A 26,529-nucleotide genomic window follows, 5' to 3' on the forward strand; every position below is an offset into this window, starting at 1 on the left:
CACGACGGCACAGCGCCGTCAGCACCCGGCCACCCCGCCCGGGCCGGCCACCCCGACCGCACCCGTCCAGACGGAAACCGACTCGCCCTCGCCGGCGGCCGGCGCCGGACACGGGCCGGGACAGGAGCACGAACCCGGTTCCGGCAGCGGGCCAGGAGCCGCACACGGACCCGGACAGGAGCACGAACCCGGTTCCGGCCGCGGGCCAGGAGCCGAATCCGGTCGCGGACCAGGGCACACTTGCGCACGCGGACTCGCTTCAGCCGGACCGGCAGCGACAGCGACAGCGGCAGCGGCAAAGACAGCGGCAGCGGCGAAGACGCGCCCCGCCCCGACCGGCCGCGGATCGACCCGGGCCGCCGCCGGACCCGCCCCGGCCCCGACCACGCCCACGAGGACCGGCACCGGACGCACCCCGGCCCGGACCAGGCCCGCCCGGGCCGAGACCGGAAGCGCCCCGGCCCCGGCCACTCCCGTCCCGGCCGGAAGCGGGCGGCTCATAGCCCGGGTGCGTGGGCGGCACCGTAAGCCCCGGCCCCGCAAGGTGCTGCTCGCCGCCGGCGGGCTGGCCCTGGCAGCGGGCGCGTTGAGTCTGCTGCGCCTGTCCGGACCGGCCCCGGACGGACCGGGAGGCACCCACGAGGCCGGCCCCCTCCCGGGCCCCGTCACCACCGGCACGGACGGGACCGGCAACGCCGCCGCGACCAGGCCCGCCGCGCCCGAGGCGGGCCCCTCGTCGCCCACCGCCCTGGGCGGTCTCACCCCGTCGCCGTTGACGAAGGGGGCATCGCCCGCCGAAGCCGCCGCAACGGCCGCCGACGGCCCGCGGGGCACGACGGGCGCGCCCGAGCCGGCCACCACCGCCCCCGGGTCCGGGTCCGCCCCCACGCCCGTCCCCGACGAGCCGAACGCACGGGACACACCCCGCGCCCCGGCCCCGACAGCCTCGGCCGGCGCCCCGGACCCCGCTCCGGCCCCGCCCGCACCACCGAGCCGGACCACGCCCGCACCACCGCCCCCTCGGGGAGAACCGGAGAAGCCGCGCGATCCCGGACTGTGCGTGCCGATCATCGGCCTGTGCGTCGACACCCCGCTCGGCGCACTCCGCTGAGGTGCGGGGCGGCTACGGCGTCTCGTCCCGGCGCGTGAGCAGCCACGGCTCCACGACGCCGAGGCCACGCACCGGCCGCTGCCACATCGGCTGGAGGGCGAACCGGTACGACGGGGGCTCCTCGCCCTCCTTCTCCGCCGTCGCGGCCTCCTCGGCCGCCTCCGCCTCGGAGGAGGGCGCGTCCTGCGTGCGGATCAGTTCCTCCGCGAAGGCGGTGTCGACCAGGACCGCGTCCTTGGGCGCTATCGACGTGAGCCGGGAGGCGAGATTGACGGTCGTACCGAACACATCGCCCATTCGGGTGGTGACCGTGCCGAACGCCATGCCGACACGCAGCTCCGGCATGGTCTCGTCGTGCGCCATCGTCTCGATCAGCCGCAGGGCGATCTCGGCGGCCGTGCCCGCGTCGTCGGCCGCGTAGAGCACCTCGTCGCCCAGTGTCTTGATCAGCCGGCCGCCGTTGGCGGCCACCAGGTCGGCGGCCGTGGTCTCGAAGGCCTCCACCAGCTCGCCGAGCTCCTCCTCCTCCATCCGCCGGGTCAGCCGGGTGAAGCCGACCAGGTCGGCGAAGCCGACGGCCAGCCGCCGGTCGACCATCTCCTCGTCGTCGGCGGCCTGCACGACCCGTCCGGCCGAGGCCGCGAGCTGCCGGCGCCAGACGTAGACCAGGAACTCCTCCAGCTCGGGCAGGAGCAGCTCGACGATCGGGTACGTGACCTCGGTGCGGGTCATGCCCGGTTCCGGCGGCTCGGTCAGGCCCTCGAGGAAGGAGTCGATCTGCCATTCGGCGAGCCGGGCGGTGGTCTGCCCCGTGGAACGGGCCACCTGCACGGCCATCGCCTCGCTCAGCAGGCCCGCCTCGACCAGGCCGGCCAGGCGGCGCAGCGCGAGGACGTCCGCCTCGGTCAGGGCCTTGGCCTGCCCGATGTCGGCGAAGCCCATCGCCCGCCAGAAGCGGGAGGCCAGTTCCATGGAGACGCCGGCGCTGCGGGCCGCCTGGAACGGGGTGTAGCGGCGCTCGGCGCCCAGGATGAGCCCTTCGAGGCGCAGGGCGAGCGGATCCTCGCCGGAGTCGGCGCCCTGCGCGTCCGTGCCGGAGCCCGAGTCGTCGACGGTCACGCGTGCTGCCCTTCCGATCTGTCACGGTCAGGTGTCGACCGGCCTCAACTCTACGGCAGGTGTGCGCCAGCTCACTCCGTGAGGTCTGGCCGGTGGGTGAGGTGCTCGGCGCCGTCCGGCCGCTCGGCCTTTCCCCACGGCCCCCAGGGGGCTCCGCCCCCGGACCCAGGTCGTCGGCCCGAACGGCCCCGGCCTCAAGCGCCGGAGGGGCCGGCCGCACCCGGCCGGCGGTTCAGCCGGGTTGCGGCCCGTCCGGCCTCCGCCTCAAGCCGGCCTCAGGTGCACGATGTCACCGGCCCCGACGGGCTCCTGCACCCCCTGCGCCGTCGCCAGCACCAGCCGGCCGTCACCGTCCACGGCGACGGCCTCCCCCACGACCGACCGGTCCCCGGGCAGCTCCGCGCGCACGTCCCGCCCGAGCGTCGCGCAGCCCGCCGCGTACGCCTCCTGCAGCCTGCTCGCGCCGGGGTCGCCGCCTGCGGCGCGCCACCTGCCGTACCACTCCTCCAGGGAACGCAGGACGCCCCGCAGCAGCGTGTCCCGGTCGGTGCTCACGGCCCCGGCGAGCGCCAGCGACCCGGCCGTCGGCACGGGCAGCTCGTTCTCCTTCAGCGTGACGTTGATGCCCACGCCGATGACGACTCCGCCGTCTCCGGCCCGCTCGGCCAGGATGCCGCCGGCCTTGCGTTCCTCGCCGCCCACCGTGACCAGCACGTCGTTGGGCCACTTCAGGGCCGTGTCGACACCGGCGGCCCGGGACAGGCCGGTGGCCACCGCGACGCCCGTGAGCAGGGGCAGCCACCCCCACCGGGCCACGGGCACTTCGCGCGGGGTGAGCAGCACGGAGAAGAACAGGCCCGAGCGCGGCGGTGCCGACCACTGCCGGTCCAGGCGCCCGCGTCCGGCCGTCTGCTCCTCGGCGATCAGCACCGCGCCCTCCACGGCCTCACCGCCGGCCGCCCGGGCGACCAGGTCGGTGTTGGTCGAGCCGGTGCGCTGGACGACGTCGACCCCCGTCCACAGCGCTCCCTCCCGCACCAGCCCCCGGCGCAGGGCGGTGACGTTGAGGGGCGGCCGGTCCAGATCGGACCAGCGGCTCCCGTTCGGCTCTGATGCATCTCGCGGCGTCATGCAAGCCACCCTAGGTGTGGTAAACGCCGCACTGCCGATGCGGAGGCACCCCACTACTCTACGGATGAGTAACCGTCCCCCCTTTTGAGCAGGCAGGGAGCCGCATCCCGATGTCCGAGCCGGAAGAGCAGCAGCCCGACATCCACACGACCGCGGGCAAGCTCGCGGACCTGAAGCGCCGCATCGAGGAAGCGACACACGCCGGCTCCGCCCGCGCGGTCGAGAAGCAGCACGCCAAGGGCAAGCTGACGGCCCGTGAGCGGATCGAACTCCTGCTGGACGAGGGCTCGTTCGTCGAGCTCGACGAGTTCGCCCGGCACCGCTCGACCAACTTCGGCCTCGAACAGAACCGCCCGTACGGCGACGGGGTCGTCACCGGTTACGGCACCGTCGACGGTCGCCCGGTCGCCGTGTTCTCGCAGGACTTCACCGTCTTCGGCGGTGCGCTGGGCGAGGTCTACGGGCAGAAGATCGTCAAGGTCATGGACTTCGCGCTGAAGACCGGCTGCCCGGTCATCGGCATCAACGACTCCGGCGGCGCCCGCATCCAGGAGGGCGTGGCCTCCCTCGGCGCCTACGGCGAGATCTTCCGCCGCAACACCCACGCCTCCGGCGTGATCCCGCAGATCAGCCTGGTCGTCGGGCCGTGCGCGGGCGGCGCGGTCTACTCCCCGGCCATCACCGACTTCACGGTGATGGTCGACCAGACCTCGCACATGTTCATCACCGGCCCCGACGTCATCAAGACCGTCACCGGCGAGGACGTCGGCTTCGAGGAGCTGGGCGGCGCCCGGACCCACAACGCGACCTCCGGCGTGGCCCACCACATGGCGGGCGACGAGAAGGACGCGATCGAGTACGTCAAGCAGCTGCTGTCCTACCTGCCGTCGAACAACCTGTCCGAGCCGCCGTCCTTCCCGGAGGAGGCCGACCTCGAGGTCACCGACGAGGACCGCGAGCTGGACGTGATCGTCCCGGACAGCGCGAACCAGCCGTACGACATGCACGCGGTGATCGAGCACGTCCTGGACGACGCCGAGTTCTTCGAGACGCAGCCGCTGTACGCGCCGAACATCGTCACCGGCTTCGGGCGGGTCGAGGGCCGTCCGGTCGGCATCGTCGCCAACCAGCCGATGCAGTTCGCCGGGTGCCTGGACATCAAGGCGAGCGAGAAGGCGGCCCGTTTCGTGCGGACCTGCGACGCCTTCAACGTCCCGGTGCTCACCTTCGTCGACGTCCCCGGCTTCCTGCCGGGCGTGGACCAGGAGCACGACGGCATCATCCGCCGCGGCGCGAAGCTGATCTACGCCTACGCCGAGGCGACCGTCCCGCTGATCACGGTCATCACCCGCAAGGCCTTCGGCGGCGCCTACGACGTCATGGGCTCCAAGCACCTGGGAGCCGACCTCAACCTGGCCTGGCCGACGGCCCAGATCGCCGTCATGGGCGCCCAGGGCGCGGTCAACATCCTGCACCGCCGCACCCTCGCGGAGGCCGAGGCGAACGGGGAGGACCTCGAAGCCGTCCGTGCCCGGCTGATCGAGGAGTACGAGGACACCCTCCTCAACCCCTACGTCGCGGCCGAGCGCGGGTACGTCGACGCCGTCGTCCTGCCGTCCGAGACGCGCCGGCACGTCGTCCGGGGCCTGCGTCAACTGCGCACGAAGCGGGAATCCCTGCCTCCGAAGAAGCACGGCAACATCCCCCTCTAGGCCTGCTGGGAGCCGCCATGAACATCAAGGTCCTGCGAGGCAACCCGACCCCGGAGGAGCTGGCCGCCGCCCTGGCGGTGGTCAGGGCGCGCGCCGCGGCGGCCGCTGCGGTGCCGTCCGGCGCGCCCACACCGCGCGACTCCTGGTCCGACCCGTCCCGCATCGCGGCCCGCCGCCTGCCCCAGCCGGGGCCGGCGGCGTGGGGCCGCACCTACTGGCCCGGGTGACACGTCCCCTCGGCCGTACGAGGGACGCGCGGTAGCGGAACGCGGGGCGCCGATCTGAGTACGCCTACTCAGGCGCCCCGCCCCGCCGGGCCGCACGCTTGAGGCATGCTGTGGTCCGACCCCGAGAACGAACCGCCCGAAGAACTGCGTGACATGCAGGGCATGCTGCGGCGGCTGAGCGTTCTCCTGGCGGTGGCCATGGTGCTGGTGATGATCGGGATCGGCGTGAGGTGAGCCGGCCCGCCCGGGTGACTAATCTGACGGCATGACCGCTCAGCGCAGCAGGCGACTCGTCCTCGCCTCCCAGTCCCCCGCCCGGCTCGGCCTGCTCCGCCAGGCCGGTCTCGCCCCCGAGGTGATCGTCAGCGGCGTCGACGAGGACGCCGTCACCGCTCCCACCCCCGCCGAGCTGGCACTCGCCCTCGCCGAGGCGAAGGCCTCCGTCGTGGCGGCCCGGCCGGAGGCCAAGGGCGCGCTGGTGATCGGCTGCGACTCCGTGCTCGACCTGGACGGCAAGGCGCTGGGCAAGCCCGCGGACGCCGAGGAGGCCACCGCCCGCTGGAAGGCGATGCGCGGCCGGGCCGGCACCCTGCAGACGGGCCACTGCGTCTACGACACGGTCAGCGGCCGGTACGTCTCCGCCACCGCGTCGACGGTCGTCCATTTCGGTGAACCCACCGACGAGGAGGTCGCCGCCTACGTGGCTTCCGGCGAACCCCTCCACGTCGCCGGGGCCTTCACGCTGGACGGCCGTTCGGCCCCGTTCATCGACGGCATCGCCGGCGACCACGGCAACGTCATCGGCATCAGCCTGCCCCTGGTCCGGCGGCTGCTGAAGGAACTGGGCGTGGGCATCACGGAGTTGTGGGCGCCGGCGGAGGGGTGACCGGGGGCCCGCCGTCGCCCCGGCCGGCCTCGGGCGCGGCGCCGGCGGGCCCGGCCGGACGGTCGTCCGTCATCAGCAGCAGCACGATCAGGGCGAGCACCAGCACCATGAAGAGGAACGCGGGCGGGCCCACCAGGCCCCAGGTGAACGCCCCGAGCAGCCCGTGCACGACCGCCGCGCTGATCAGCAGCACCCGTCCGGGACCGGCCGGGCGCCGGTCGCGCAGCGCCACGAGCAGGGCGACAAGGCCGCACAGCGCGAAGTAGAGCCCGAAGACGATCCCGCCGACCTTCGACGACACCGCCATCAGGTGCGGGTCCAGGCCGGCCAGCGACATGTCCTGCCGGTCGACGACGACCCCCAGGAACCAGTTCAGCGCGGCGACGCCGAACGCCTCGGCGAACAGCACGACCGCCACGATCCACGCCACCGGCCTGCGCACCACCGCGCCCCCCTCCTCCGTTCGGGACACCGCGAAGGCTACTCACGGGTAAACGGGGGAACAAGGGTCCGTCGGCCGGCAAAGAATCATTGGGCCATTCGTAGGGACTCCACAAAGAAACTGAGTGGCCCGCAGCACGTGATGACAGAGACCTTGACCACAGGAGACGGCTAGGGTTTCCCGGAGGAGTACTGCGTTCTGCGGTGCGACAAGGGATTTCGCAGGTCGAGCGAGCCTCGAATCACGCTCCGTGTGGGCAAGCTCACCATTGGGGACGGGTCGAAGTGCCGTGTCGGCAGTCCCTAAACTCGGCTTGTTTCAAGGAGGGAGCCTCAATCGTGCGCAAGGTGCTCATCGCCAACCGTGGCGAAATCGCTGTCCGCGTGGCCCGGGCCTGCCGGGACGCCGGGATCGCGAGCGTGGCCGTCTACGCCGACCCGGACCGGGACGCTCTGCATGTCCGCGCCGCGGATGAGGCGTTCGCCCTGGGCGGTGACACCCCGGGCACCAGTTACCTCGACATCGAGAAGGTGCTGAAGGCCGCCCGGGAGTCGGGCGCGGACGCGATCCACCCCGGGTACGGATTCCTCTCCGAGAACGCCGAATTCGCCCAGGCGGTGCTGGACGCGGGCCTGATCTGGATCGGCCCGCCGCCGCAGGCGATCCGCGACCTCGGTGACAAGGTGGCCGCCCGGCACATCGCCCAGCGCGCCGGCGCGCCGCTGGTGGCCGGCACGCCCGACCCGGTCTCCGGCGCGGAGGAGGTCGTCGCCTTCGCCGAGGAGCACGGCCTGCCCATCGCCATCAAGGCGGCGTTCGGCGGCGGCGGCCGCGGCCTGAAGGTCGCCCGCACCCTCGAAGAGGTCCCCGAGCTGTACGACTCCGCCGTCCGTGAGGCCGTGGCGGCCTTCGGCCGGGGCGAGTGCTTCGTCGAGCGCTACCTCGACAAGCCCCGCCACGTGGAGACCCAGTGCCTGGCCGACCAGCACGGCAACGTGGTGGTCGTGTCCACCCGTGACTGCTCGCTGCAGCGCCGCCACCAGAAGCTGGTCGAGGAGGCGCCCGCGCCCTTCCTGTCCGACGCGCAGATGGAGGAGCTGTACTCCGCCTCCAAGGCGATCCTGAAGGAGGCCGGCTACGTCGGCGCCGGCACGGTGGAGTTCCTCGTCGGCCTCGACGGCACGATCTCCTTCCTGGAGGTCAACACCCGCCTCCAGGTGGAGCACCCGGTCACCGAGGAGGTCGCCGGCATCGACCTGGTGCGCGAGATGTTCCGCATCGCCGACGGCGAGGAGCTCGGCTACGGCGACCCGGAGCTGCGCGGTCACTCCTTCGAGTTCCGCATCAACGGCGAGGACCCGGGCCGCAACTTCCTTCCCGCGCCCGGCACCGTCACCGCCTTCGCGCCGCCGTCCGGCCCGGGTGTCCGGCTGGACGCGGGCGTGGAGTCCGGCTCGGTCATCGGCCCGGCGTGGGACTCCCTGCTGGCCAAGCTGATCGTCACCGGCCGTACGCGCAAGGAGGCCCTGCAGCGGGCCGCGCGTGCGCTGGAGGAGTTCCAGGTCGAGGGCATGGCCACGGCCATCCCGTTCCACCGCGCGGTGGTGAGGGACCCGGCGTTCGCGCCCGAGCTGACCGGCTCCTCCGAGCCGTTCACGGTCCACACGCGGTGGATCGAGACGGAGTTCGTCAACGAGATCAAGCCGTTCGCGGCGCCCGCGGACGCGGAGGCGGACGAGGAGGCGGGCCGCGAGACGGTCGTCGTCGAGGTCGGCGGCAAGCGCCTGGAGGTCTCCCTGCCGTCGTCGCTGGGCATGTCCCTGGCCCGTACGGGCCTCGCGGCGGGCGCCAAGCCGAAGCGCCGCGCGGCGAAGAAGGCCGGCCCCGTCGCCTCCGGTGACACGCTGACCTCGCCGATGCAGGGCACGATCGTCAAGGTCGCGGTCGAGGAGGGCCAGGAGGTCAAGGAGGGCGACCTGGTCGTCGTCCTGGAGGCCATGAAGATGGAGCAGCCCCTCAACGCCCACCGCTCCGGCACGATCAAGGGCCTGTCGGCGGAGATCGGCGCGTCGGTGACGTCGGGCGCGGCGATCTGCGAGATCAAGGACTGACGCCCGAAGGACCACCGCCTGCGGCGCGCCCCCCGACCCGGGGGGCGCGCCGCAGACGTTCGTGCCGCCTCGACCGATGGGCTCGCCCCCGGCCGCCCCACCGGGCCACGGCCGACAACCGGCCCCACCCGGTCGGCCAATCACAGGCACCAGCCCGCCGCAGACACCCCCGACCACCTCGAACCGGCCGAACCACCCCCGCCCCCACCAGGCCACGACCGACAGCCGACCCCGCCGAGACCCCCACCCGGCCGACCAATCACAGACCTCAACCCGCCGCAGACACCCCCGACCACCTCGAACCCGCCGAACCACCCCCGCACCCACCAGGCCACGACCGACAGCCGACCCCGCCGAGACCCCCACCCGGCCGACCAATCACAGACCTCAGCCCGCCGCAGGCACCTCCGAGCACCTCGAACCGGCCGAACCATCCCCGACCCCACCGGGCCACGACCTCGGACCGCAGCCGGACGCGACGCGACTCGCCGGCGGGCTCCTTGCAGGCACTGCCCGGCGACACCCGCGACCGGGCCGCCGGACCCGGCCCGGACGCCGGGGCGCTGGGTTGCGCCGCAGCTCCACCAGCCGCAGCACGCCGGACCACAGCCCGGACGCGCGCGGCGAACGCCTCATGGAAGCCGTCCCGTTCGGCCCGCTCCGCGCCCGCCGCCGGCCATTGCGCGAACTCCGCGAGCACCGAGAGCTCCGCAGGAGCGCGACCGGCTCACCCTTCGCGTGCCGGGGTCAGGCCGCGTCCTCCGGGTCGTCCTCCGCCCGGCCGTGCAGCGCCACCGGGCCGCGTCCCTCGCCGTCGTCGGCGCCGACGACGGCCGGCAGCCTCACGGGGCCTCGCCCAGGACCAGACACCCGCTCGGCGGCCGGCCCGGACGACGAGGTCCGGGAGCCGCCGACGGCGCCGCTGCGAAGCCTGCTCCGCACGGCGCACGCCGAGTACGCCGAGCGTGCGATCCGCCGGGTCGGCCCCGGGCGTCAGCGGCGCCGCAGGTCCGCCACCCGCGCCCGCTCGGCCGCCGGCCCTTGCTCCCCGAGCACCGAGTGGGACCGCAACCCGCCGTTCCCGCCGCCCGGAACCTGGCGGCGGGGTCCCGGCAGCGGCACGTCCCGGCGCTGCTGGCGCGCCGGGACGGCATCACCCCCGGAGCCCGCCGCTCCCGTGGCACCCCCCTGCCCGCCGGCCACGGCGATCTGCACGCCCTGGTCGGCAAGGGCCTGGAGCTCCGTCCCGGCGCGGTCGTCGTGCGCGGGCGGCTCGTCCGTCACGAGGCGGGTGATGAGGTCCGTCGGCACGGTCTGGAACATGGTGTCCGTGCCGAGCTTGGTGTGGTCCGCGAGGACCACGACCTCCGCCGCGGCCTGCACCAGCGCCCGGTCGACGGACGCGGACAGCATGTTGGACGTGGACAGCCCCCGCTCGGCGGTGAGCCCGCTCCCGGACAGGAACGCCCGCGAGACCCGCAGCCCGTGCAGGGACTGCTCGGCCCCGCTGCCGACGAGGGCGTAGTTCGAACCGCGGAGCGTACCGCCGGTCATCACGACCTCGACCCGGTTGGCGTGGGCGAGTGCCTGCGCCACCAGCAGCGAGTTCGTGACGACGGTCAGGCCGGGCACCCGGGCGAGCCGGCGGGCCAGCTCCTGGGTCGTCGTACCCGCCCCGACCACGATCGCCTCGCCCTCTTCCACGAAGTTCGCGGCGAGGTCGGCGATGGCGGTCTTCTCGGCGGTCGCGAGATGAGACTTCTGCGGAAAGCCGGACTCCCGCGTGAAACCGCCCGGCAGTACCGCACCGCCGTGCCGGCGGTCGAGGAGTCCTTCTGCCTCCAGCGCGCGCACGTCCCGCCGTACGGTCACTTCGGAGGTCTGGACGACGCGGGCGAGCTCACGGAGCGACACGGCCCCGTTCGCTCGCACCATTTCGAGGATCAATTGGCGACGTTCTGCAGCGAACACGAAACTGACAGTAACGCCAGCGACCGTCTGCTTTCAGCAGTTTGCGCTGAATAGCAGAAGATGTTCGCAGCACGCCCCGCGAAGTGGTATAGAGCCTAGTCCCGCCGCCTATGCCGTCCGCACGGTCGGGCACTCCCGGTGACCGGAGAGGGGCCGGAACCGGCCTCTCAGTCCTCGGCCGACCCCTTGCGCGTGTGCAACTGCCGTGCCACCTCCGCGATCGAGCCCGACAGGGAGGGGTAGACGGTGAACGCCTTCGCGATCTGTTCGACCGTCAGATTGTTGTCGACCGCGATCGAGATGGGGTGGATCAGTTCCGAGGCGCGCGGGGCCACCACCACGCCGCCGACCACGATGCCGGTGCCCGGACGGCAGAAGATCTTGACGAAGCCGTCGCGGATGCCCTGCATCTTGGCGCGCGGGTTGCGCAGCAGCGGCAGCTTCACGACCCGGGCGTCGATCTTCCCGGCGTCGACGTCGGCCTGGGTGTAGCCGACGGTGGCGATCTCCGGGTCGGTGAAGACGTTCGAGGAGACGGTCTTCAGGTTCAGCGGCGCCACCGCGTCGCCCAGGAAGTGGTACATGGCGATGCGCCCCTGCATGGCGGCCACGGACGCCAGGGCGAACACCCCGGTCACGTCACCGGCCGCGTACACGCCCGGAGCGGTGGTGCGCGAGACCTTGTCGGTCCAGATGTGACCGGACTCGCGCAGCCGGACGCCGGCCTCCTCCAGTCCCATGCCCGCGCTGTTGGGCACGGCGCCGACGGCCATGAGGCAGTGCGAGCCGGTGATGACGCGCCCGTCGGCGAGGGTCACCTCGACCCGGTCGCCGACCCGTTTGGCGGACTGCGCCCGGGAGCGCCCCATGACGTTCATGCCGCGCCGCCGGAAGACGTCCTCCAGCACGGCGGCGGCGTCCGGGTCCTCGCCGGGCAGCACGCGGTCGCGCGACGACACGAGCGTCACCCGGGAGCCCAGCGCCTGGTAGGCACCGGCGAACTCGGCGCCGGTCACACCCGACCCGACCACGATCAGTTCCTCGGGCAGCTCGTCGAGGTCGTAGACCTGGGTCCAGTTCAGGATCCGCTCGCCGTCGGGCTGCGCGTCGGGCAGCTCGCGGGGTTGCCCGCCGGTGGCGATGAGCACCGCGTCGGCCGTGAGGGTCTCCTCGGTGCCGTCGGCGGCGCGGACGACGACCTTGCGCGACCCGTCGAGCGCCTGCATGCCCTCCAGTCGCCCGCGCCCGCGCATGACACGCGCCCCGGCGCGCGTCACGGAGGCCGTGATGTCGTGCGACTGGGCGAGCGCGAGGCGCTTCACACGCCGGTTGACCTTGCCCAGGTCCACGCCCACCACCCGGGCGGCCTGCTCGATGTGCGGGGTGTCGTCGGCGACGATGATCCCCAGCTCCTCGTACGAGGAGTCGAAGGTGGTCATCACCTCGGCCGTGGCGATGAGTGTCTTCGACGGGACGCAGTCGGTCAGCACCGACGCCCCGCCCAGACCGTCGCAGTCGACGACGGTCACCTCCGCGCCGAGTTGAGCGGCCACCAGCGCCGCTTCGTATCCGCCGGGTCCGCCACCGATGATCACGATCCGAGTCACGTACTCCATTGTCCCGCACCGGACAACGTGACACCGCCCGGGGGCCCGCCGACGGGGCTGTCGTTACCCGAGTGACGCCGGACCACCTGCCGTACCCTTCCCCCATGTCGCTCTACGCCGCGTACGCCGGCAACCTCGACGCGCGGCTGATGTCCCGCCGCGCCCCGCACTCGCCGCTGCGCGCCACCGGCTGGCTGAACGGATGGCGGCTGACGTTCGGCGGCGAGCACATGGGCTGGGAGGGCGCGCTGCCGACCATCGTGGAGGACCCCCTCTGCCAGGTCTTCGTCGCGCTCTACGACATCGCCCCCATGGACGAGGAGTCGCTGGACCGCTGGGAGGGCGTGGGGCTCGACATCTACCGCCGCACCCGCGTACGGGTGCACACCCTGGACGGTGAGGAGTCCGCGTGGGCCTTCACCCTGAACGCGTACGAGGGCGGCCTGCCCTCCGCCCGCTACCTGGGCGAGATCGCCGACGCGGCGGAGTCGGCCGGCGCCCCGCACGACTACGTGATGGAGCTGCGCAAGCGCCCCTGCTGACGGCCGGCCCGGGCTGTGCTCGTCGGAAACGACAAGACAACGATCGCCACCCCGTGAGCTTTGACATCTACGCGCGTAGGCAATCAGCGGCTACCCTCGTCCGCGTGAACGCATCTCTTCTTCCGGACGACATCCAGGGCGACCCGCACGCGGCCGCCGACGCCGCCGCGGCCCGCCTGCGCGAACTGACGGGCGCCGAGACCCACGACGTCGCCCTCGTGATGGGCTCCGGGTGGGCCCCGGCCGTGGACGCGCTGGGCGCCCCCGAGGCCGAGTTCCAGGTCACCGAGCTGCCGGGCTTCCCGCCGCCGGCGGTGGAGGGCCACGGAGGCAAGATCCGCTCGTACCGCATCGGCGACAAGCGGGCGCTGGTCTTCCTGGGCCGTACGCACTACTACGAGGGCCGCGGCGTGGCGGCGGTCGCGCACGGCGTGCGCACCGCGGTCGCCGCGGGCGTCAAGACGGTCGTGCTGACCAACGGCTGCGGCGGTCTGCGCGAGGGCATGCGCCCCGGCCAGCCGGTCCTGATCAGCGACCACATCAACCTCACGGCCACCTCCCCCATCGTCGGCGCCAACTTCGTGGACCTGACCGACCTGTACTCCCCGCGCCTGCGCGCGCTGTGCAAGGAGGTCGACCCCACGCTGGAGGAGGGCGTCTACGCCCAGTTCCCCGGCCCGCACTACGAGACCCCCGCGGAGATCCGTATGGCCCGGGTCATCGGCGCGGACCTGGTGGGCATGTCGACGGTCCTCGAGGCGATCGCGGCGCGTGAGGCCGGCGCGGAGGTCCTCGGCATCTCCCTGGTGACGAACCTCGCCGCCGGAATGACGGGCGAGCCGCTGAACCACGAGGAGGTCCTCCAGGCGGGCCGCGACAGCGCCACCCGCATGGGCTCCCTGCTCGCTCAGGTCCTGGACCGCCTCTGAGGGACGGTTCCGCAGGTCGTACGGCGGCTGCGGGCCCGTAGTGGCCGGTCGCGCAGTTCTCCGCGCCCCCGGGGCGTCGCAGTCGCCCGCGCGGGCAACGGCCGCGGCCGCCCTTGGCGAGAAGGGGACGTGCCCGGGGGGGCGTCCGCCCGCAGCGGTCGGCGCGTCGGCGAGCGGCCAGTCGGTACGCAGTCCATCGCGCCGTTCCGCGGACGGACACCCTCCGACCCGGCCCCGACCCACCCCCGACGGCAGGCGAGGGCGCGCACGCCCCCCCACCACCCGCGCCGGCCGCCGCACACCCACACCCACCACCGGAGAGGCTGACACCACACCGTGCACGAGGAACTCATCGCCCAGGCCCAGGCGTGGCTCACCGAGGACCCCGACCCGGACACCCGCGCCGAGCTCGCGGGCCTCCTGGACGCCCGGGACCACTCCGAGCTCGCCGCCCGTTTCGCCGGCACGCTCCAGTTCGGCACCGCCGGCCTCCGCGGCGAACTCGGCGCCGGCCCCATGCGCATGAACCGCACGGTCGTCATCCGCGCCGCCGCGGGCCTAGCCGCCCACCTCCGGAAGCAGGGCCACGGCGACGGCCTGGTCGTCATCGGCTACGACGCCCGGCACAAGTCGGCCGACTTCGCCCGCGACACCGCCGCCGTCATGACCGGCGCCGGCCTGCGCGCGGCCCTGCTGCCGCGCCCGCTGCCCACACCGGTGCTCGCGTTCGCGATAAGGCACCTCGGCGCGGTGGCCGGTGTCGAGGTCACCGCCAGCCACAACCCGCCCCGCGACAACGGCTACAAGGTCTACCTCGGCGACGGCTCGCAGATCGTCCCGCCCGCCGACGCGCAGATCGCCGCCGAGATCGACGCGATCGGCAGTCTGAACGACGTCCCCCGGCCCGACAGCGGCTGGGACATCCTCGACGACGGCGTCCTCCACGCCTACCTCGCCCGCACGGACGCGGTCCTGGCCGAGGGCTCCCCGCGCACCGCCCGCACCGTCTACACCGCGATGCACGGCGTCGGCAAGGACGTCGTCCTGGCCGCGTTCGCGCGCGCCGGCTTCCCCGAGCCGGTTCTCGTCGCGGAGCAGGCCGAGCCCGACCCGGACTTCCCGACCGTCGCGTTCCCCAACCCGGAGGAGCCCGGCGCGATGGACCTGGCGTTCGCCAAGGCCCGCGAGGTGGACCCGGACCTGGTCGTCGCCAACGACCCCGACGCGGACCGCTGCGCCGTCGCGGTGCGGGACGGCGACGGCTGGCGCATGCTCCGCGGCGACGAGGTCGGCGCGCTGCTCGCCGCCCACCTGGTCCGCCGCGGCGCGACCGGCACCTTCGCCGAGTCGATCGTCTCGTCCTCCCTCCTCGGCCGCATCGCCGAGAAGGCGGGCCTGCGGCACGTGGAGACCCTCACCGGGTTCAAGTGGATCGCCAGGGCGGAGGGCCTGCGCTTCGGCTACGAGGAGGCGCTCGGCTACTGCGTCGACCCCGAGGGCGTGCGCGACAAGGACGGCATCACGGCCGCACTGCTGATCACGGAGCTGGCGTCCCAGCTGAAGGAGGAGGGCCGCACCCTCCCGGACCTGCTGGACGACCTCGCGGTGGAGCACGGCCTCCACGCGACGGACCAGCTGTCCGTCCGCGTCGAGGACCTGTCGGTCATCGCGGCGGCCATGACCCGCCTGCGCGAGCATCCCCCGACGCGGCTCGCCGGCCTGCCGATCACCCGCACGGACGACCTCACCCGGGGCACGGAATCCCTCCCGCCCACGGACGGTCTGCGCTACACCCTCGACGGGGCGCGGGTGATCGTGCGCCCGAGCGGCACGGAGCCGAAGCTGAAGTGCTACCTGGAGGTCGTGGTCCCGGTCGCCTCCCGCGCGGACCTCCCGCGGGCCCGGACGAAGGCGACGGAGGTCCTGGAGTCCATCAAGCGCGACCTGTCGACGGCCGCGGGCATCTGACACGGACGGGCGCCCGGCACGACCGGGCGCCCGACGGTCCGTCGGCTCCCCGCGGGGCCCCGTCGCCCGGGCACCCGGCGATCCACCGGAGCGACTCCCACGACGCCGGCCGGCGGGCGTCCGGCCCACCGGTCACCGGGCGCCCGGCCCTCGCACCCCGTCGGGTCCTCGGGCACCGAGGGCTCCGGCGTCCACCGCGGCAGGGCAGCGGCACAAGTCCCGACGGCCCTCACGCCCCCTTCTTCGCGGCCTCCCGTCGCTGCCGCTTGCCCAGCGGCGCCTGGGAGAGGTCCTCGGCCGAGGAGCGGAGGTTCTTGTAGCCGTACCCACGCTCCTCCAGCCACGCCCGCGCGGCGTTCTCGGCCCGCTCCGTGGCCTCCAGGATGTCCTCCTCGGCCTCCCCGGAGTCCAGGAACCGGAACGTGAAGGCGGGGCGTGCGGCCACGTCGTAGGCCAGGTGCCCCTCGGGCGTGAAGGCCGCGTGCAGCATGTCGTGCTCGGCGGCGCGCTCCAGCAGCGCGGCCCGCTGATCGTCGCTCAGTCCGTCGAAGACACCGCGCACGGTGACGCGGAAGGTACGAGTGCTCATCCCCCGAACCTAGGCTCGCCGCCCCGCCCGCTCCACTGCTTTTACGGGCCAGGCCGGCCCCCACCACCCCGGGTCCGGACGGCCACCGGCCCGCAGGGGCCGGGCGGCGGGCACGATCACCGGTCGCGCCCCCGGCCGATGCACGAGAAGGCCGACGGGCGAAGCCGCCGATGAGCGAAGCCCCGAGCCGCGCGACGACGGAAGGGCGAAGCCGCCCAACCGCAGGGTGCCCACGGACGAAGCGCCGAGCCGCAAGGTGCCCACAGGCGGGCGAAGCCGCCCAACCGCAAGGCGCCCACGGGTGAAGCCGCCGATGAGCGAAGCCCCGAGCCGCGCGACGACGGAAGGGCGAAGCCGCCCAACCGCAGGGTGCCCACGGACGAAGCGCCGAGCCGCAAGGTGCCCACAGGCGGGCGAAGCCGCCCAACCGTGTCGCGGCCGACCGCGACGCAGGCACCGGCGCCGGCGCCGGCGCCTGCAAGGAGCCCCCGCCCCGTCGGCCGGAACGTCAGCCCGCTGCCAGGAGGATCAGGACCAGCACCGCCCCGGCGGCAGCCGGGCCCACGATCTCGTAGGCCCACCGCACGGTGACCTCGCCCTGCGCCGACGCCGCCTCGTGCCGGTCCTCGTGCAGGGCGCGCAGGTCGTCCATGATCCGGTCGGTCTCGGCCCGCACCGGCCCGTCGGACATGGACCCGCCGCCGCGCCCGGTCGCGAAACCGAGCGCGCCGCCGCCGTCCTGGCCCGGCTGCCGCCGGGCCAGCGCCGCCGCCCGCATCTCGCGCCGTCTGGCCCGCTTGCGGGCACGCAGCGAGACGGGCACGGCCCACAGCTGGTACTTCGTGCCGGACTGCGTGACGGCTTCGTTCGAGTAGGCGGACTTCAAGGAGGCGATCTGCCCCCAGGGCAGCACGATGACGCGGAACGGGTTGCGGATCCGCAGCCGGTCCTCCCCCACGTACACCGCGGGCCGGAGCGTGAAGGCGACGACCAGCGGCACGACGAGGAGCAGCACGGCGAGCGCCAGCCAGGGCGTGCGGCCCCGCCCGTTGACCACCGCGTCGATGCCGATCCACGCGGCGATGCCGAGCAGCATCACGCCACCGGCAATGGCCGGGACCGACCGGTGGACCCGGTCCCCGGGCCGGGACTCCGGGGGCTGCGACGCGGGCGACTGGGAATCGGGGCTCGTCATGCCTCGATTCTGCCGGACCCTTCCCGCACCGGGCCCCCGGGCCCACCCCGCCCGGTCCGGCACCGGCGTCCGCCCGCCCGGCGCCGGTACCGGGCCCGCACCAGTCCCCTCCCCCCGTCCGGAACAGCCGGGGGCTGTACAGCCGCTACGCGCGTAGATATGCTCGTCTGGTGACCATGCCCAGTTCTGCACTCACCGCAGCTCACCCCCTCAAGGACGTCGCCTCGTCCGACAGCGCGCTGCGCCGCTTCCTCCACGGGCTCCCGGGCGTCGACGCGGTCGGTCTCGAGGGGCGTGCGGCCTCCCTCGGCACCCGCTCGATCAAGACGACCGCCAAGGCGTACGCGATCGACCTCGCCATCTCGATGGTCGACCTGACGACGCTGGAAGGCGCGGACACCCCGGGCAAGGTCCGGGCGCTCGGCGCGAAGGCGGTCCGGCCCGACCCGACCGACCGTACGACGCCCACGACGGCCGCGGTCTGCGTCTACCCCGACATGGTGGGCGTGGCCAAGGAGGCCGTCGCCGGTTCCGGCGTGAAGGTCGCCTCGGTGGCCACGGCGTTCCCGGCCGGCCGCGCCTCGCTCGACGTGAAGCTGACCGACGTCCGCGAGGCCGTCGCCGCCGGCGCCGACGAGATCGACATGGTCATCGACCGCGGGGCGTTCCTCGCGGGGCGATACTTGAAGGTGTACGACGAGATCACCGCCGTGAAGGAGGCCTGCGGCAGCTCGGCGCGCCTGAAGGTCATCTTCGAGACGGGCGAGCTCTCGACGTACGACAACATCCGCCGCGCGAGCTGGCTCGGCATGCTGGCCGGCGCGGACTTCATCAAGACCTCCACCGGAAAGGTCGCGGTCAACGCGACCCCGGCGAACACGCTGCTGATGCTGGAGGCGGTGCGCGACTTCCGCGCCCAGACCGGCATCCAGGTCGGCGTGAAGCCGGCCGGCGGCATCCGCACGTCCAAGGACGCCATCAAGTTCCTCGTGCTGGTCAACGAGACGGCGGGCGAGGACTGGCTGGACAACCACTGGTTCCGCTTCGGCGCCTCCTCACTGCTCAACGACCTGCTGATGCAGCGCCAGAAGCTGGCCACCGGCCGCTACTCCGGTCCCGACTACGTGACGGTGGACTGATCACCATGGCATCGGTATTCGCATACGCCCCCGCCCCCGAGTCCCGCTCGATCGTCGACATCGCGCCCTCCTACGGCCTGTTCATCGACGGCGAGTTCGTCGAGGCGGCCGACGGCAAGGTCTTCAAGACCGTCTCGCCGTCCTCCGAGGAGGTGCTCTCCGAGGTCGCGCGAGCCGGGTCCGAGGACGTCGACCGCGCGGTGAAGGCCGCGCGCCGGGCCTTCGGGACGTGGTCGGCGCTGCCGGGTTCGGAGCGCGCCAAGTACCTGTTCCGCATCGCGCGGATCATCCAGGAGCGCAGCCGGGAGCTGGCCGTCCTGGAGACGCTGGACAACGGCAAGCCGATCAAGGAGACCCGCGACGCGGACCTGCCCCTGGTCGCGGCGCACTTCTTCTACTACGCGGGCTGGGCCGACAAGCTCGGCCACGCCGGCTTCGGCGCGAACCCGCGGCCGCTCGGTGTCGCCGGCCAGGTCATCCCCTGGAACTTCCCGCTGCTGATGCTGGCGTGGAAGATCGCCCCGGCGCTGGCGACGGGCAACACGGTGGTGCTGAAGCCCGCCGAGACGACCCCGCTGTCCGCCCTGTTCTTCGCGGACATCTGCCGCCAGGCGGGCCTGCCCAGGGGCGTCGTCAACATCCTCCCGGGCTACGGCGACGCGGGCGCGGCGCTGGTCGCCCACCCGGACGTGGACAAGGTGGCCTTCACCGGCTCCACGGCCGTCGGCAAGGAGATCGCGCGGACGGTCGCCGGCACCCGCAAGAAGCTCACCCTCGAACTCGGCGGCAAGGGCGCGAACATCGTCTTCGACGACGCACCCGTCGACCAGGCCGTCGAGGGCATCGTCAACGGCATCTTCTTCAACCAGGGCCAGGTCTGCTGCGCCGGCAGCCGCCTGCTGGTCCAGGAGTCGATCCACGACGAGCTGCTCGACTCCCTCAAGCGCCGCCTGTCCACGCTGCGTCTCGGCGACCCGCTGGACAAGAACACGGACATCGGCGCGATCAACTCCGAGGAGCAGCTCACCCGCATCACCTCGCTCGTCGAGCGGGGCGAGGCGGAGGGCGCCGAGCGCTGGTCCCCGGCCTGCGAACTGCCCGAGAGCGGCTACTGGTTCGCCCCGACGCTGTTCACGAACGTCACCCAGGCGCACACGGTCGCCCGGGACGAGATCTTCGGTCCGGTGCTGTCGGTGCTGACGTTCCGCACGCCGGACGAGGCGGTCGCCAAGGCCAACAACACGCCGTACGGCCTGTCCGCCGGCATCTGGACGGAGAAGGGCTCGCGCATCCTGGCGGTCGCGAACAGGCTCCGGGCGGGCGTCGTGTGGTCCAACACGTTCAACAAGTTCGACCCGACCTCGCCGTTCGGCGGATACAAGGAGTCGGGCTTCGGCCGCGAGGGCGGCCGCCACGGCCTGGAGGCGTACCTCGCCCCGTCGAGCCCGGAGGGCGAGCGTTGAAGATGAATGCAGTTGACCGTCTCAGTGTGTTCAAGACCTACAAGCTGTACGTCGGCGGGAAGTTCCCGCGTTCCGAGAGCGGCCGGGTGTACGAGGTGACCGACGCAAAGGGCAACTGGCTGGCCAACGCGCCCCTCTCCTCCCGCAAGGACGCCCGGGACGCCGTCGTCGCGGCCCGCAAGGCGTTCGGCGGCTGGTCCGGGGCGACGGCGTACAACCGGGGCCAGGTGCTCTACCGCGTCGCCGAGATGCTGGAGGGCCGCCGGGACCAGTTCGTGCGCGAGGTGGCCGACGCGGAGGGCCTGGGGAAGTCCAAGGCCGCCGCGCTGGTGGACGCGACGATCGACCGCTGGGTCTGGTACGCGGGCTGGACCGACAAGATCGCCCAGGTGGTCGGCGGCGGCAACCCGGTCGCGGGCCCGTTCTTCAACCTCTCCTCCCCCGAGCCGACGGGCGTGGTCGCCGTGCTGGCGCCGCAGGAGTCGTCCTTCCTGGGCCTGGTGTCGGTGCTCGCCCCGGTGATCGCCACGGGCAACACGGCGGTCGTCGTGGCCAGCGAGAAGGCTCCGCTGCCCGCCCTGTCGCTGGCCGAGGTGCTGGCCACCTCGGACGTCCCGGGTGGCGTGGTCAACGTCCTGTCGGGCCGCACGGCCGAGATCGCCACCCCGCTCGCCGCGCACCAGGACGTCAACGCGATCGACCTCGCGGGCGCCGACCAGGTGCTGGCGAAGGAGCTGGAGATCGCCGCCGCGGACAACCTGAAGCGCGTGCTCCGTCCACAGCCTGTGGACGACTGGGCGGCGACGCCCGGCACGGACCGCCTGACGGCCTTCCTGGAGACCAAGACGGTCTGGCACCCCACGGGTTCGCTGGGCGCGTCGGGGTCCTCCTACTAGACGGGCCCCCTTCCACCGGGCACCTCACAGCCGAAGCCCCGGCCCTCCTCCGTCCGGGAGGGCCGGGGCTTCTCCCGTGCCCGCGCCTACCGCGCTGACGGGTGCTGCGACAGCAGCCCCGCCGCCTGCCCGGCCACCGGGATGCCCGCGATCGACCGGGCCTGCGCGACCGGCCCCGTCAGCGCCTGGGACGTCAGCGGCTTGAAGTCGCCGAGCTGGGTGCCGACGCCGTTGTCGAGCGGGTCGACCCCCGTGCCGGCGAGCGGGTTGGGCTTGAGGCCGGCGACCGGTCCGGTGACGTAGCCGACGGTGCCCGTCGCGGCCTGGAAACCCGACTGAGGATCGATCTTGCCCAGCGAGGTGGGGCGGGTGTTGACCACCCCCAGGATCGAGGTCGGGTCCGCCGCGGCCGACGCCGTGCCCGCAACCAGCGCCACGCCCGCGGTCGCGAGGACGGCCAGGGCCCGCTGGGCGGTCGGCTGCTTGGGAGAGTCGTGTCGGGCCATGACTGCCACCTTCTGATGCACTGGGTAATCGTGTCGGGACCGAGGGTAGTTGAGGTGTGACGCGTGCATCAAAGACGACCCGCAGGTCGTACGGCCACCGGTGGATGCCTCACACTGGTGTCCCGTGAGTTCCCCTCTGCCCATACAGACCCGGGTCGTGCTGTTGTGCGGCCCCTCCGGCTCCGGCAAGTCCCTCCTCGCGGCCCGCTCCGGCCTCCCGGTGCTGCGGCTCGACGACTTCTACAAGGAGGGCGACGACCCGACACTGCCGCTGGTGGCGGGGAGCTCCGACATCGACTGGGACCACCCGGGCTCCTGGGACGCGGAGGCGGCCGTGGCCGCCATCGTCGAACTGTGCGGCACGGGCCGTACGGACGTCCCCGTCTACGACCTCGCGCTGAGCGCCCGGACCGGTGCCGAGACGGTCGAGATCGGCCGGACGCCGCTGTTCATCGCCGAGGGCATCTTCGCCGCGGAGATCGTCACCCGCTGCCGCGAACTGGGCGTCCTCGCCGACGCGCTGTGCCTGAGCCGCGGGGCGGTGCGGACGTTCCGCCGCCGCTTCCTGCGCGATCTGCGCGAGGGACGCAAGTCGGTGCCGTTCCTGCTGCGCCGCGGCTGGCGGCTGATGCGGCAGGAGCGCTCGATCGTCGCCCGCCAGACCGCGCTCGGCGCGCACGCCTGCGACCGTGACGAGGCGATGGGCCGCCTGGCGGACGCAGCGGCGGGCCGCTGCGCGGGCCTGGGCACCGCGGCCTGAAGCCGAGCGGCGCGTCCACCCCGGCAGCGCGCCGAAGGCGAACGCCGAGGAGCGGACACGAGAAGCGGGGCTGGACGGACCCCCCGGCCCTCCAGCCCCGCTTCGGTACTCCCCCGTGTCCCCCACTCTCCCGAAGCGGACGCCCCCCGGCGTCCGTTCGGTTCCCCCGTGGGCCCCACCCCTCGTGGTGCTCCCCCCCGTACCTTCAGGCGACGAGCTCGCCGAAGGCGTCCTCCTCGTCACGGCCGAAGCTGAGGACCTCGTCCTCGCGCAGCCGGCGGAGCGACCGCCAGATGCTGGACTTCACCGTGCCGACACTGATGTCGAGGATCTCCGCGATCTCCGGGTCCGTGCGGCCCTCGTAGTAGCGCAGGACCAGCATCGTGCGCTGGAGCTCGGGCAGCCGGGCCAGCGCCTGCCACAGGACCGCGCGCAGCTCGGTGCCGCGCATCGCGTCCGTGTCGCCGGGCGTCTCCGGCAGTTCCTCGGTCGGGTACTCGTTGAGCTTGCGGCGCCGCCAGGCGCTGATGTGCAGGTTGGTCATGGTGCGGCGGAGGTATCCGCCGACCGCGGCCTTGTCGCTGATCCGGTCCCACGCCCGGTAGGTCGAGAACAGCGCGCTCTGCAGCAGGTCCTCGGCCTCGAAGCGGTCGCCGGTCAGGTGGTAGGCGGTTGCGTACAGGGAGGCGCGGCGCTCCTGGACGTAGGCGGTGAACTCCGCCTCCGTCAGCGAGCGGCGCTCCCCCGAGCCCTCCCCGTACGCGGCTCCCCCGTGAGCCGCCCCCGCCCCGTTGTTCTCCCCCGTGCGTGCGTCGACCACCGTCATGAACCCGGTGTGCTGACGCCCGGTACCGCGAGCGCACCCTCGCGCTCCCCCGAGCTCGCGGCCGCGCTCCGAACCCCGGTTCACGTCGTGCAGACGCGTGATCACAGCGCTGGTGCTGGTGCCGTGCAGCGTGTTCATCTCGCGCCCCCCGTCGTGGACTTCCGGTGTGCGGCCCGCCGGAGCGGGCCGCCTTGCCTGTGCCGAAAAGCTTGCCGCGGCACTTTCATCGCCGTGTCCGCCGACTGTCACAGACCTGTCACAGGGGTCGGCCACAGGAAGTGCACACTCTTCACACGAGCCCCCGGTGCCGGAGCAAGCGTGTGGAGCCCACCGGTCGAACCCCGGGCCCTCCATGGGCCAGAATGAGCCCGTGCCTTCCCTGTTGCTGATCGAGGACGACGACGCCATCCGGACGGCCCTGGAGCTCTCTCTGACGCGCCAGGGCCACCGCGTGGCGACCGCTGCCAGCGGTGAGGACGGTCTGAAGCTCCTGCGCGAGCAGCGACCGGACCTGATCGTGCTGGACGTGATGCTGCCCGGCATCGACGGGTTCGAGGTGTGCCGGCGCATCCGGCGCACGGACCAGTTGCCGATCATCCTGCTGACCGCGCGCAGCGACGACATCGACGTGGTGGTCGGTCTGGAGTCCGGCGCCGACGACTACGTGGTCAAACCGGTGCAGGGGCGCGTGCTCGACGCCCGTATCCGGGCCGTGCTGCGGCGGGGCGAGCGGGAGTCCAACGACGCGGCGACGTTCGGCAGCCTGGTCATCGACCGTTCGGCGATGACCGTCACGAAGAACGGCGAGGACCTCCAGCTCACGCCGACCGAGCTGCGGCTGCTGCTGGAGCTGAGCCGGCGGCCGGGGCAGGCGCTGTCGCGGCAGCAGTTGCTGCGGCTGGTGTGGGAGCACGACTACCTGGGCGACTCGCGGCTGGTCGACGCCTGTGTCCAGCGGCTGCGCGCCAAGGTCGAGGACGTGCCGTCGTCCCCGACGCTCATCCGTACCGTGCGGGGCGTCGGCTACCGGCTGGATCCGCCTCAGTGACCCAGCAGCACCCAGGGGGGAACCGCGGCTGGACCGCGGAGCGCAAGGGAGTTCTGTCGCGGCTGCGTTTCACGAGCCTGCGGCTGAGGCTGGTCCTGGTCTTCGCACTGGTGGCCCTGACGGCGGCCGTGTCCGCGTCCGGCATCGCGTACTGGCTCAACCGCGAGGCCGTGCTCACCCGCACCCAGGACGCGGTGCTGCGGGACTTCGAGCAGGAGATGCAGAACCGGGCGGGCGCGCTGCCCGAGCGGCCCACGCAGGACGAACTGCAGCACACCGCGGGGCAGATGGCCGGCAGCGACCAGCGGTTCAGTGTGCTGCTGGTCGCCGAGAACCCCGACGGCCGGACCGTCTACGGCAGCTCCGGCGGGCTGAGCGGCTTCTCGCTGGGGGACGTGCCGGCGTCCCTGCGCACGGCGGTGAACAAGACGCAGAAGGTCGACGGGGCGAACAAGTACCCGCACCACCTGTACTGGCAGCGGACAGTCGACCACGACACCCCGTACCTGGTGGCGGGGACGCGGGTGATCGGCGGCGGCCCGACCGGCTACATGCTCAAGTCGCTGGAGCCGGAGGCCAAGGACCTCAACTCGCTGGCGTGGTCGCTGGGCATCGCCACGGGGCTGGCGCTGATCGGCTCGGCGCTGCTCGCGCAGGCCGCGGCGACGACCGTGCTGAAGCCGGTGCAGCGGCTCGGGGCGGCGGCCCGGCGGCTCGGCGAGGGCAAGCTCGACACCCGGCTCAGGGTGTCCGGCACCGACGAACTGGCCGACCTGTCACGGACGTTCAACAACGCGGCCGAGGCGCTGGAGAAGCGGGTCGCGGACATGGCCGCGCGCGACGAGGCGTCCCGGCGGTTCGTGGCGGACATGAGCCACGAGCTGCGCACGCCGCTCACCGCCATCACCGCCGTGACGGAGGTGCTCGAGGAGGAGCTGGAGGCCGAGACCGGGAGCATGGACCCGATGATCGAGCCGGCCGTCCGGCTGGTCGTCAGCGAGACGCGGCGACTGAACGACCTGGTCGAGAACCTGATGGAGGTCACCCGTTTCGACGCGGGAACCGCCCGGCTCGTCCTGGACGACGTCGACGTGGCCGACCAGATCACCGCGTGCATCGACGCCCGTGCCTGGCTGGACGCGGTGGAACTGGACGCCGAGCGCGGCATCCACGCCCGCCTGGACCCGCGCCGCCTGGACGTCATCCTGGCCAACCTCATCGGCAACGCGCTCAAGCACGGCGGTTCCCCGGTGCGGGTGTCGGTGCGGGTGGCGGACGACTGGGTCGTCATCGAGGTGCAGGACCACGGCCCCGGCATCCCCGAGGACGTGCTGCCGCACGTCTTCGACCGCTTCTACAAGGCCAGCGCCTCGCGCCCGCGCTCGGAGGGCAGCGGGCTGGGCCTGTCCATCGCCCTGGAGAACGCCCACATCCACGGCGGTGAGATCACCGCGGCCAACTCGGCCGACTCGGGCGCGGTGTTCACGCTGCGGCTGCCGCGCGACACGTCCGAGACGCCGGAACAGCCGTCCGGGGACGGGCCGGAGCCGGGGGACGAGGGCGCGGAGCGGGGCCCGGACGCGAAGGGGGACGCCTGATGCACGCACGACGCCCATGGGTCCCGGCGACCGCGCCGGCCCACGGCGACGGACCCGCTCCCGGGGAACGGGCCACGGGACGCACCGACGGCCGGCCGAGGCGCCACCGGGGTCCGGCCCGCCTCGCGGTGCTTCCCGCGCTCGCCCTGCTGCTCGCCGGCTGCGGGATCCGGGCCACCGAGGTGCCGACCGACTTCGGGCCCGCGCCCTCGCGGGTGCAGTGCTCGCTGTCCGAGACGGACGTGGCCACGCAGGCCGCGCGCGGTCTGCCGGTGCGGGTGTTCCTGCTGTGCGGGTCCTCGCTGGTGACCGTCGACCGGACCGTCCGGGTCGCGGACGGCGCGGCCGACTCCGAGCGGCGCCTGCTGGTGGCGCAGGGGCTGCTGGACCAGCTCGCGACGCCGCCGTCACGGGCCGAGAAGGAGGCGGGTTACAGCACCGACGTCCGTGAGGGCATCACCGCCGGCCCGCCCCGGCCCGGCGACCCGGAGGACACCCTGCGGCTGAGCACGGCCCCCGACAGCCTCACCTCGTACGCCCTCGCGCAGATCGTGTGCACCTTCTCCGACTCCGCGGCGGCCCAGGGCGACGGCTCGGTGGTCCTCGGCGGACCCGGCGCCGGACCGCCGCGGAGCTACGCCTGCACGGAGGAGGTCCGGGCCCGCCCGGGCAGCAAGGAACCGCCGTCGAAGGAGGCGGCCGGGGAGTGAACCGGCCGGGCCCGGCCGGGCTGTGGCGCATGCCTCACCGGCG

The 26,529-nt window shown here is 73.3% G+C and carries 24 protein-coding genes and 1 pseudogene; 16 read left to right on the forward strand and 9 right to left on the reverse strand.

The window, feature by feature from the left end:
* Nucleotides 1-508 precede the first annotated feature (508 nt).
* Nucleotides 509-1,111, forward strand: coding sequence for a hypothetical protein (locus Q5694_RS11290; protein WP_333932509.1), 603 nt, complete (start codon nt 509-511; stop codon nt 1,109-1,111).
* A 12-nt stretch (nt 1,112-1,123) separates the two neighbouring features.
* Here the strand turns inward: Q5694_RS11290 and Q5694_RS11295 are convergent, their stop codons facing one another.
* The gene (locus Q5694_RS11295; protein WP_333932510.1) at nt 1,124-2,230 is read right to left on the reverse strand and encodes an adenylate/guanylate cyclase domain-containing protein; all 1,107 of its coding nucleotides are present in this window, start codon (nt 2,228-2,230) and stop codon (nt 1,124-1,126) included.
* Between the two features lie 264 nt (nt 2,231-2,494).
* Nucleotides 2,495-3,361 carry a biotin--[acetyl-CoA-carboxylase] ligase gene (locus Q5694_RS11300; RefSeq protein WP_333932512.1) on the reverse strand — a complete coding sequence of 289 codons (867 nt, stop codon included), beginning with the start codon at nt 3,359-3,361 and terminating at the stop codon, nt 2,495-2,497.
* Between the two features lie 110 nt (nt 3,362-3,471).
* Here Q5694_RS11300 and Q5694_RS11305 point away from each other — a divergent pair, with 110 nt between their 5' ends.
* From Q5694_RS11305 to Q5694_RS11320, 4 genes are all read left to right on the forward strand, one after another.
* Complete coding sequence (locus tag Q5694_RS11305) at nt 3,472-5,073, forward strand: acyl-CoA carboxylase subunit beta (RefSeq protein ID WP_333932513.1); 1,602 nt, start codon at nt 3,472-3,474, stop codon at nt 5,071-5,073.
* 17 nt (nt 5,074-5,090) lie between these two features.
* Nucleotides 5,091-5,300, forward strand: a complete 210-nt coding sequence (locus Q5694_RS11310) for an acyl-CoA carboxylase epsilon subunit (protein ID WP_333932514.1) — start codon at nt 5,091-5,093, stop codon at nt 5,298-5,300.
* A gap of 105 nt (nt 5,301-5,405) precedes the next feature.
* Complete coding sequence (gene mmpB, locus Q5694_RS11315; RefSeq protein ID WP_333932515.1) at nt 5,406-5,534, forward strand: morphogenic membrane protein MmpB; 129 nt, start codon at nt 5,406-5,408, stop codon at nt 5,532-5,534.
* Between the two features lie 31 nt (nt 5,535-5,565).
* The gene (locus tag Q5694_RS11320) at nt 5,566-6,186 is read left to right on the forward strand and encodes a Maf family protein (RefSeq protein ID WP_333932517.1); all 621 of its coding nucleotides are present in this window, start codon (nt 5,566-5,568) and stop codon (nt 6,184-6,186) included.
* Here Q5694_RS11320 and Q5694_RS11325 read toward each other — a convergent pair.
* On the reverse strand, nt 6,155-6,658 hold the full coding sequence (locus Q5694_RS11325; RefSeq protein WP_443040848.1) for a hypothetical protein: 504 nt from the start codon (nt 6,656-6,658) through the stop codon (nt 6,155-6,157). The two genes, Q5694_RS11320 and Q5694_RS11325, sit on opposite strands and share 32 nt — an antisense overlap.
* A gap of 308 nt (nt 6,659-6,966) precedes the next feature.
* Here Q5694_RS11325 and Q5694_RS11330 point away from each other — a divergent pair, with 308 nt between their 5' ends.
* Nucleotides 6,967-8,739, forward strand: a complete 1,773-nt coding sequence (locus Q5694_RS11330) for an acetyl/propionyl/methylcrotonyl-CoA carboxylase subunit alpha (protein ID WP_333932519.1) — start codon at nt 6,967-6,969, stop codon at nt 8,737-8,739.
* A 993-nt stretch (nt 8,740-9,732) separates the two neighbouring features.
* Here the strand turns inward: Q5694_RS11330 and Q5694_RS11335 are convergent.
* Together Q5694_RS11335 and Q5694_RS11340 are read right to left on the reverse strand one after the other, a co-directional pair.
* Nucleotides 9,733-10,710 carry a DeoR/GlpR family DNA-binding transcription regulator gene (locus Q5694_RS11335; RefSeq protein ID WP_333932520.1) on the reverse strand — a complete coding sequence of 326 codons (978 nt, stop codon included), beginning with the start codon at nt 10,708-10,710 and terminating at the stop codon, nt 9,733-9,735.
* A 167-nt stretch (nt 10,711-10,877) separates the two neighbouring features.
* Nucleotides 10,878-12,329: pseudogene (locus Q5694_RS11340) on the reverse strand (NAD(P)H-quinone dehydrogenase); the annotation flags it as partial.
* A gap of 92 nt (nt 12,330-12,421) precedes the next feature.
* Between Q5694_RS11340 and Q5694_RS11345 the strand changes: the two are divergent.
* The 3 genes from Q5694_RS11345 (at nt 12,422) to Q5694_RS11355 (ending at nt 15,756) form a co-directional block, all read left to right on the forward strand.
* A complete protein-coding gene (locus tag Q5694_RS11345) occupies nt 12,422-12,859 on the forward strand; it encodes a gamma-glutamylcyclotransferase (RefSeq protein ID WP_333932521.1) in 438 nt (145 codons plus the stop codon).
* Nucleotides 12,860-12,963: 104 nt separating this feature from the next.
* Nucleotides 12,964-13,788 (forward strand): purine-nucleoside phosphorylase, encoded by an 825-nt coding sequence (locus Q5694_RS11350; RefSeq protein ID WP_333932522.1) that lies wholly within the window; start codon nt 12,964-12,966, stop codon nt 13,786-13,788.
* 336 nt (nt 13,789-14,124) lie between these two features.
* Entirely contained in the window at nt 14,125-15,756 is a 1,632-nt protein-coding gene (locus Q5694_RS11355; protein WP_333932524.1) for a phospho-sugar mutase, read from the forward strand.
* Nucleotides 15,757-15,985: 229 nt separating this feature from the next.
* On the opposite strand, the gene Q5694_RS11360 is transcribed toward Q5694_RS11355, so the two are convergent.
* Both Q5694_RS11360 and Q5694_RS11365 read right to left on the reverse strand, forming a co-directional pair.
* Nucleotides 15,986-16,345: a DUF6204 family protein gene (locus Q5694_RS11360; RefSeq protein WP_333932525.1), complete on the reverse strand. Its 360-nt coding sequence runs from the start codon at nt 16,343-16,345 to the stop codon at nt 15,986-15,988.
* A gap of 508 nt (nt 16,346-16,853) precedes the next feature.
* Nucleotides 16,854-17,540, reverse strand: coding sequence for a PH domain-containing protein (locus Q5694_RS11365; protein ID WP_333932527.1), 687 nt, complete (start codon nt 17,538-17,540; stop codon nt 16,854-16,856).
* A 176-nt stretch (nt 17,541-17,716) separates the two neighbouring features.
* Here Q5694_RS11365 and deoC point away from each other — a divergent pair, with 176 nt between their 5' ends.
* Genes deoC through Q5694_RS11380 form a run of 3 tightly spaced genes read left to right on the forward strand, consistent with a single transcriptional unit; the run spans nt 17,717 to nt 21,038 of the window.
* Nucleotides 17,717-18,679: a deoxyribose-phosphate aldolase gene (gene deoC / locus Q5694_RS11370; protein ID WP_333932528.1), complete on the forward strand. Its 963-nt coding sequence runs from the start codon at nt 17,717-17,719 to the stop codon at nt 18,677-18,679.
* A 5-nt stretch (nt 18,680-18,684) separates the two neighbouring features.
* Nucleotides 18,685-20,142 (forward strand): aldehyde dehydrogenase family protein, encoded by a 1,458-nt coding sequence (locus tag Q5694_RS11375; RefSeq protein WP_333932529.1) that lies wholly within the window; start codon nt 18,685-18,687, stop codon nt 20,140-20,142.
* Between the two features lie 2 nt (nt 20,143-20,144).
* Complete coding sequence (locus tag Q5694_RS11380; RefSeq protein ID WP_333932530.1) at nt 20,145-21,038, forward strand: aldehyde dehydrogenase family protein; 894 nt, start codon at nt 20,145-20,147, stop codon at nt 21,036-21,038.
* 86 nt (nt 21,039-21,124) lie between these two features.
* Here the strand turns inward: Q5694_RS11380 and Q5694_RS11385 are convergent, their stop codons facing one another.
* Nucleotides 21,125-21,544 carry a hypothetical protein gene (locus Q5694_RS11385; protein ID WP_333932531.1) on the reverse strand — a complete coding sequence of 140 codons (420 nt, stop codon included), beginning with the start codon at nt 21,542-21,544 and terminating at the stop codon, nt 21,125-21,127.
* Nucleotides 21,545-21,668: 124 nt separating this feature from the next.
* On the opposite strand from Q5694_RS11385, the gene Q5694_RS11390 reads away from it, so the two are divergent.
* The gene (locus tag Q5694_RS11390) at nt 21,669-22,304 is read left to right on the forward strand and encodes a uridine kinase (protein ID WP_333932533.1); all 636 of its coding nucleotides are present in this window, start codon (nt 21,669-21,671) and stop codon (nt 22,302-22,304) included.
* A 205-nt stretch (nt 22,305-22,509) separates the two neighbouring features.
* Here Q5694_RS11390 and Q5694_RS11395 read toward each other — a convergent pair whose 3' ends face one another.
* On the reverse strand, nt 22,510-23,268 hold the full coding sequence (locus Q5694_RS11395; protein ID WP_333932534.1) for a SigE family RNA polymerase sigma factor: 759 nt from the start codon (nt 23,266-23,268) through the stop codon (nt 22,510-22,512).
* Between the two features lie 232 nt (nt 23,269-23,500).
* Between Q5694_RS11395 and afsQ1 the strand changes: the two genes are divergently transcribed.
* From afsQ1 to Q5694_RS11410, 3 genes are read left to right on the forward strand one after another with little or no spacing between them, the layout of a single operon-like run.
* Nucleotides 23,501-24,178, forward strand: a complete 678-nt coding sequence (afsQ1, locus tag Q5694_RS11400; protein ID WP_010048893.1) for a two-component system response regulator AfsQ1 — start codon at nt 23,501-23,503, stop codon at nt 24,176-24,178.
* Entirely contained in the window at nt 24,175-25,776 is a 1,602-nt protein-coding gene (locus tag Q5694_RS11405) for a HAMP domain-containing sensor histidine kinase (RefSeq protein ID WP_333932535.1), read from the forward strand. The genes afsQ1 and Q5694_RS11405 overlap by 4 nt, the downstream gene beginning before the upstream one ends.
* Nucleotides 25,776-26,486 (forward strand): hypothetical protein, encoded by a 711-nt coding sequence (locus Q5694_RS11410; RefSeq protein WP_333932536.1) that lies wholly within the window; start codon nt 25,776-25,778, stop codon nt 26,484-26,486. Before Q5694_RS11405 ends, Q5694_RS11410 begins: the two co-directional genes overlap by 1 nt.
* Nucleotides 26,487-26,529: the final 43 nt, after the last annotated feature.

The sequence above is a fragment of the Streptomyces sp. AHA2 genome (genome assembly GCF_036857595.1).
Classification (GTDB): Bacteria; Actinomycetota; Actinomycetes; order Streptomycetales; family Streptomycetaceae; genus Streptomyces.

What these genes read in the sequence shown, in the direction of transcription:
- Q5694_RS11300 (WP_333932512.1), bottom strand. Translation starts at nt 3,361, where the DNA reads ATGACGCCGCGAGATGCATCAGAGCCGAACGGGAGCCGCTGGTCCGAT.
- Q5694_RS11305 (WP_333932513.1), top strand. Translation starts at nt 3,472, where the DNA reads ATGTCCGAGCCGGAAGAGCAGCAGCCCGACATCCACACGACCGCGGGC.
- Q5694_RS11310 (WP_333932514.1), top strand. Translation starts at nt 5,091, where the DNA reads ATGAACATCAAGGTCCTGCGAGGCAACCCGACCCCGGAGGAGCTGGCC.
- mmpB (WP_333932515.1), top strand. Translation starts at nt 5,406, where the DNA reads ATGCTGTGGTCCGACCCCGAGAACGAACCGCCCGAAGAACTGCGTGAC.
- Q5694_RS11320 (WP_333932517.1), top strand. Translation starts at nt 5,566, where the DNA reads ATGACCGCTCAGCGCAGCAGGCGACTCGTCCTCGCCTCCCAGTCCCCC.
- Q5694_RS11345 (WP_333932521.1), top strand. Translation starts at nt 12,422, where the DNA reads ATGTCGCTCTACGCCGCGTACGCCGGCAACCTCGACGCGCGGCTGATG.
- Q5694_RS11360 (WP_333932525.1), bottom strand. Translation starts at nt 16,345, where the DNA reads ATGAGCACTCGTACCTTCCGCGTCACCGTGCGCGGTGTCTTCGACGGA.
- Q5694_RS11365 (WP_333932527.1), bottom strand. Translation starts at nt 17,540, where the DNA reads ATGACGAGCCCCGATTCCCAGTCGCCCGCGTCGCAGCCCCCGGAGTCC.
- deoC (WP_333932528.1), top strand. Translation starts at nt 17,717, where the DNA reads ATGCCCAGTTCTGCACTCACCGCAGCTCACCCCCTCAAGGACGTCGCC.
- Q5694_RS11375 (WP_333932529.1), top strand. Translation starts at nt 18,685, where the DNA reads ATGGCATCGGTATTCGCATACGCCCCCGCCCCCGAGTCCCGCTCGATC.
- Q5694_RS11380 (WP_333932530.1), top strand. Translation starts at nt 20,145, where the DNA reads ATGAATGCAGTTGACCGTCTCAGTGTGTTCAAGACCTACAAGCTGTAC.
- Q5694_RS11385 (WP_333932531.1), bottom strand. Translation starts at nt 21,544, where the DNA reads ATGGCCCGACACGACTCTCCCAAGCAGCCGACCGCCCAGCGGGCCCTG.
- Q5694_RS11395 (WP_333932534.1), bottom strand. Translation starts at nt 23,268, where the DNA reads ATGAACACGCTGCACGGCACCAGCACCAGCGCTGTGATCACGCGTCTG.
- Q5694_RS11410 (WP_333932536.1), top strand. Translation starts at nt 25,776, where the DNA reads ATGCACGCACGACGCCCATGGGTCCCGGCGACCGCGCCGGCCCACGGC.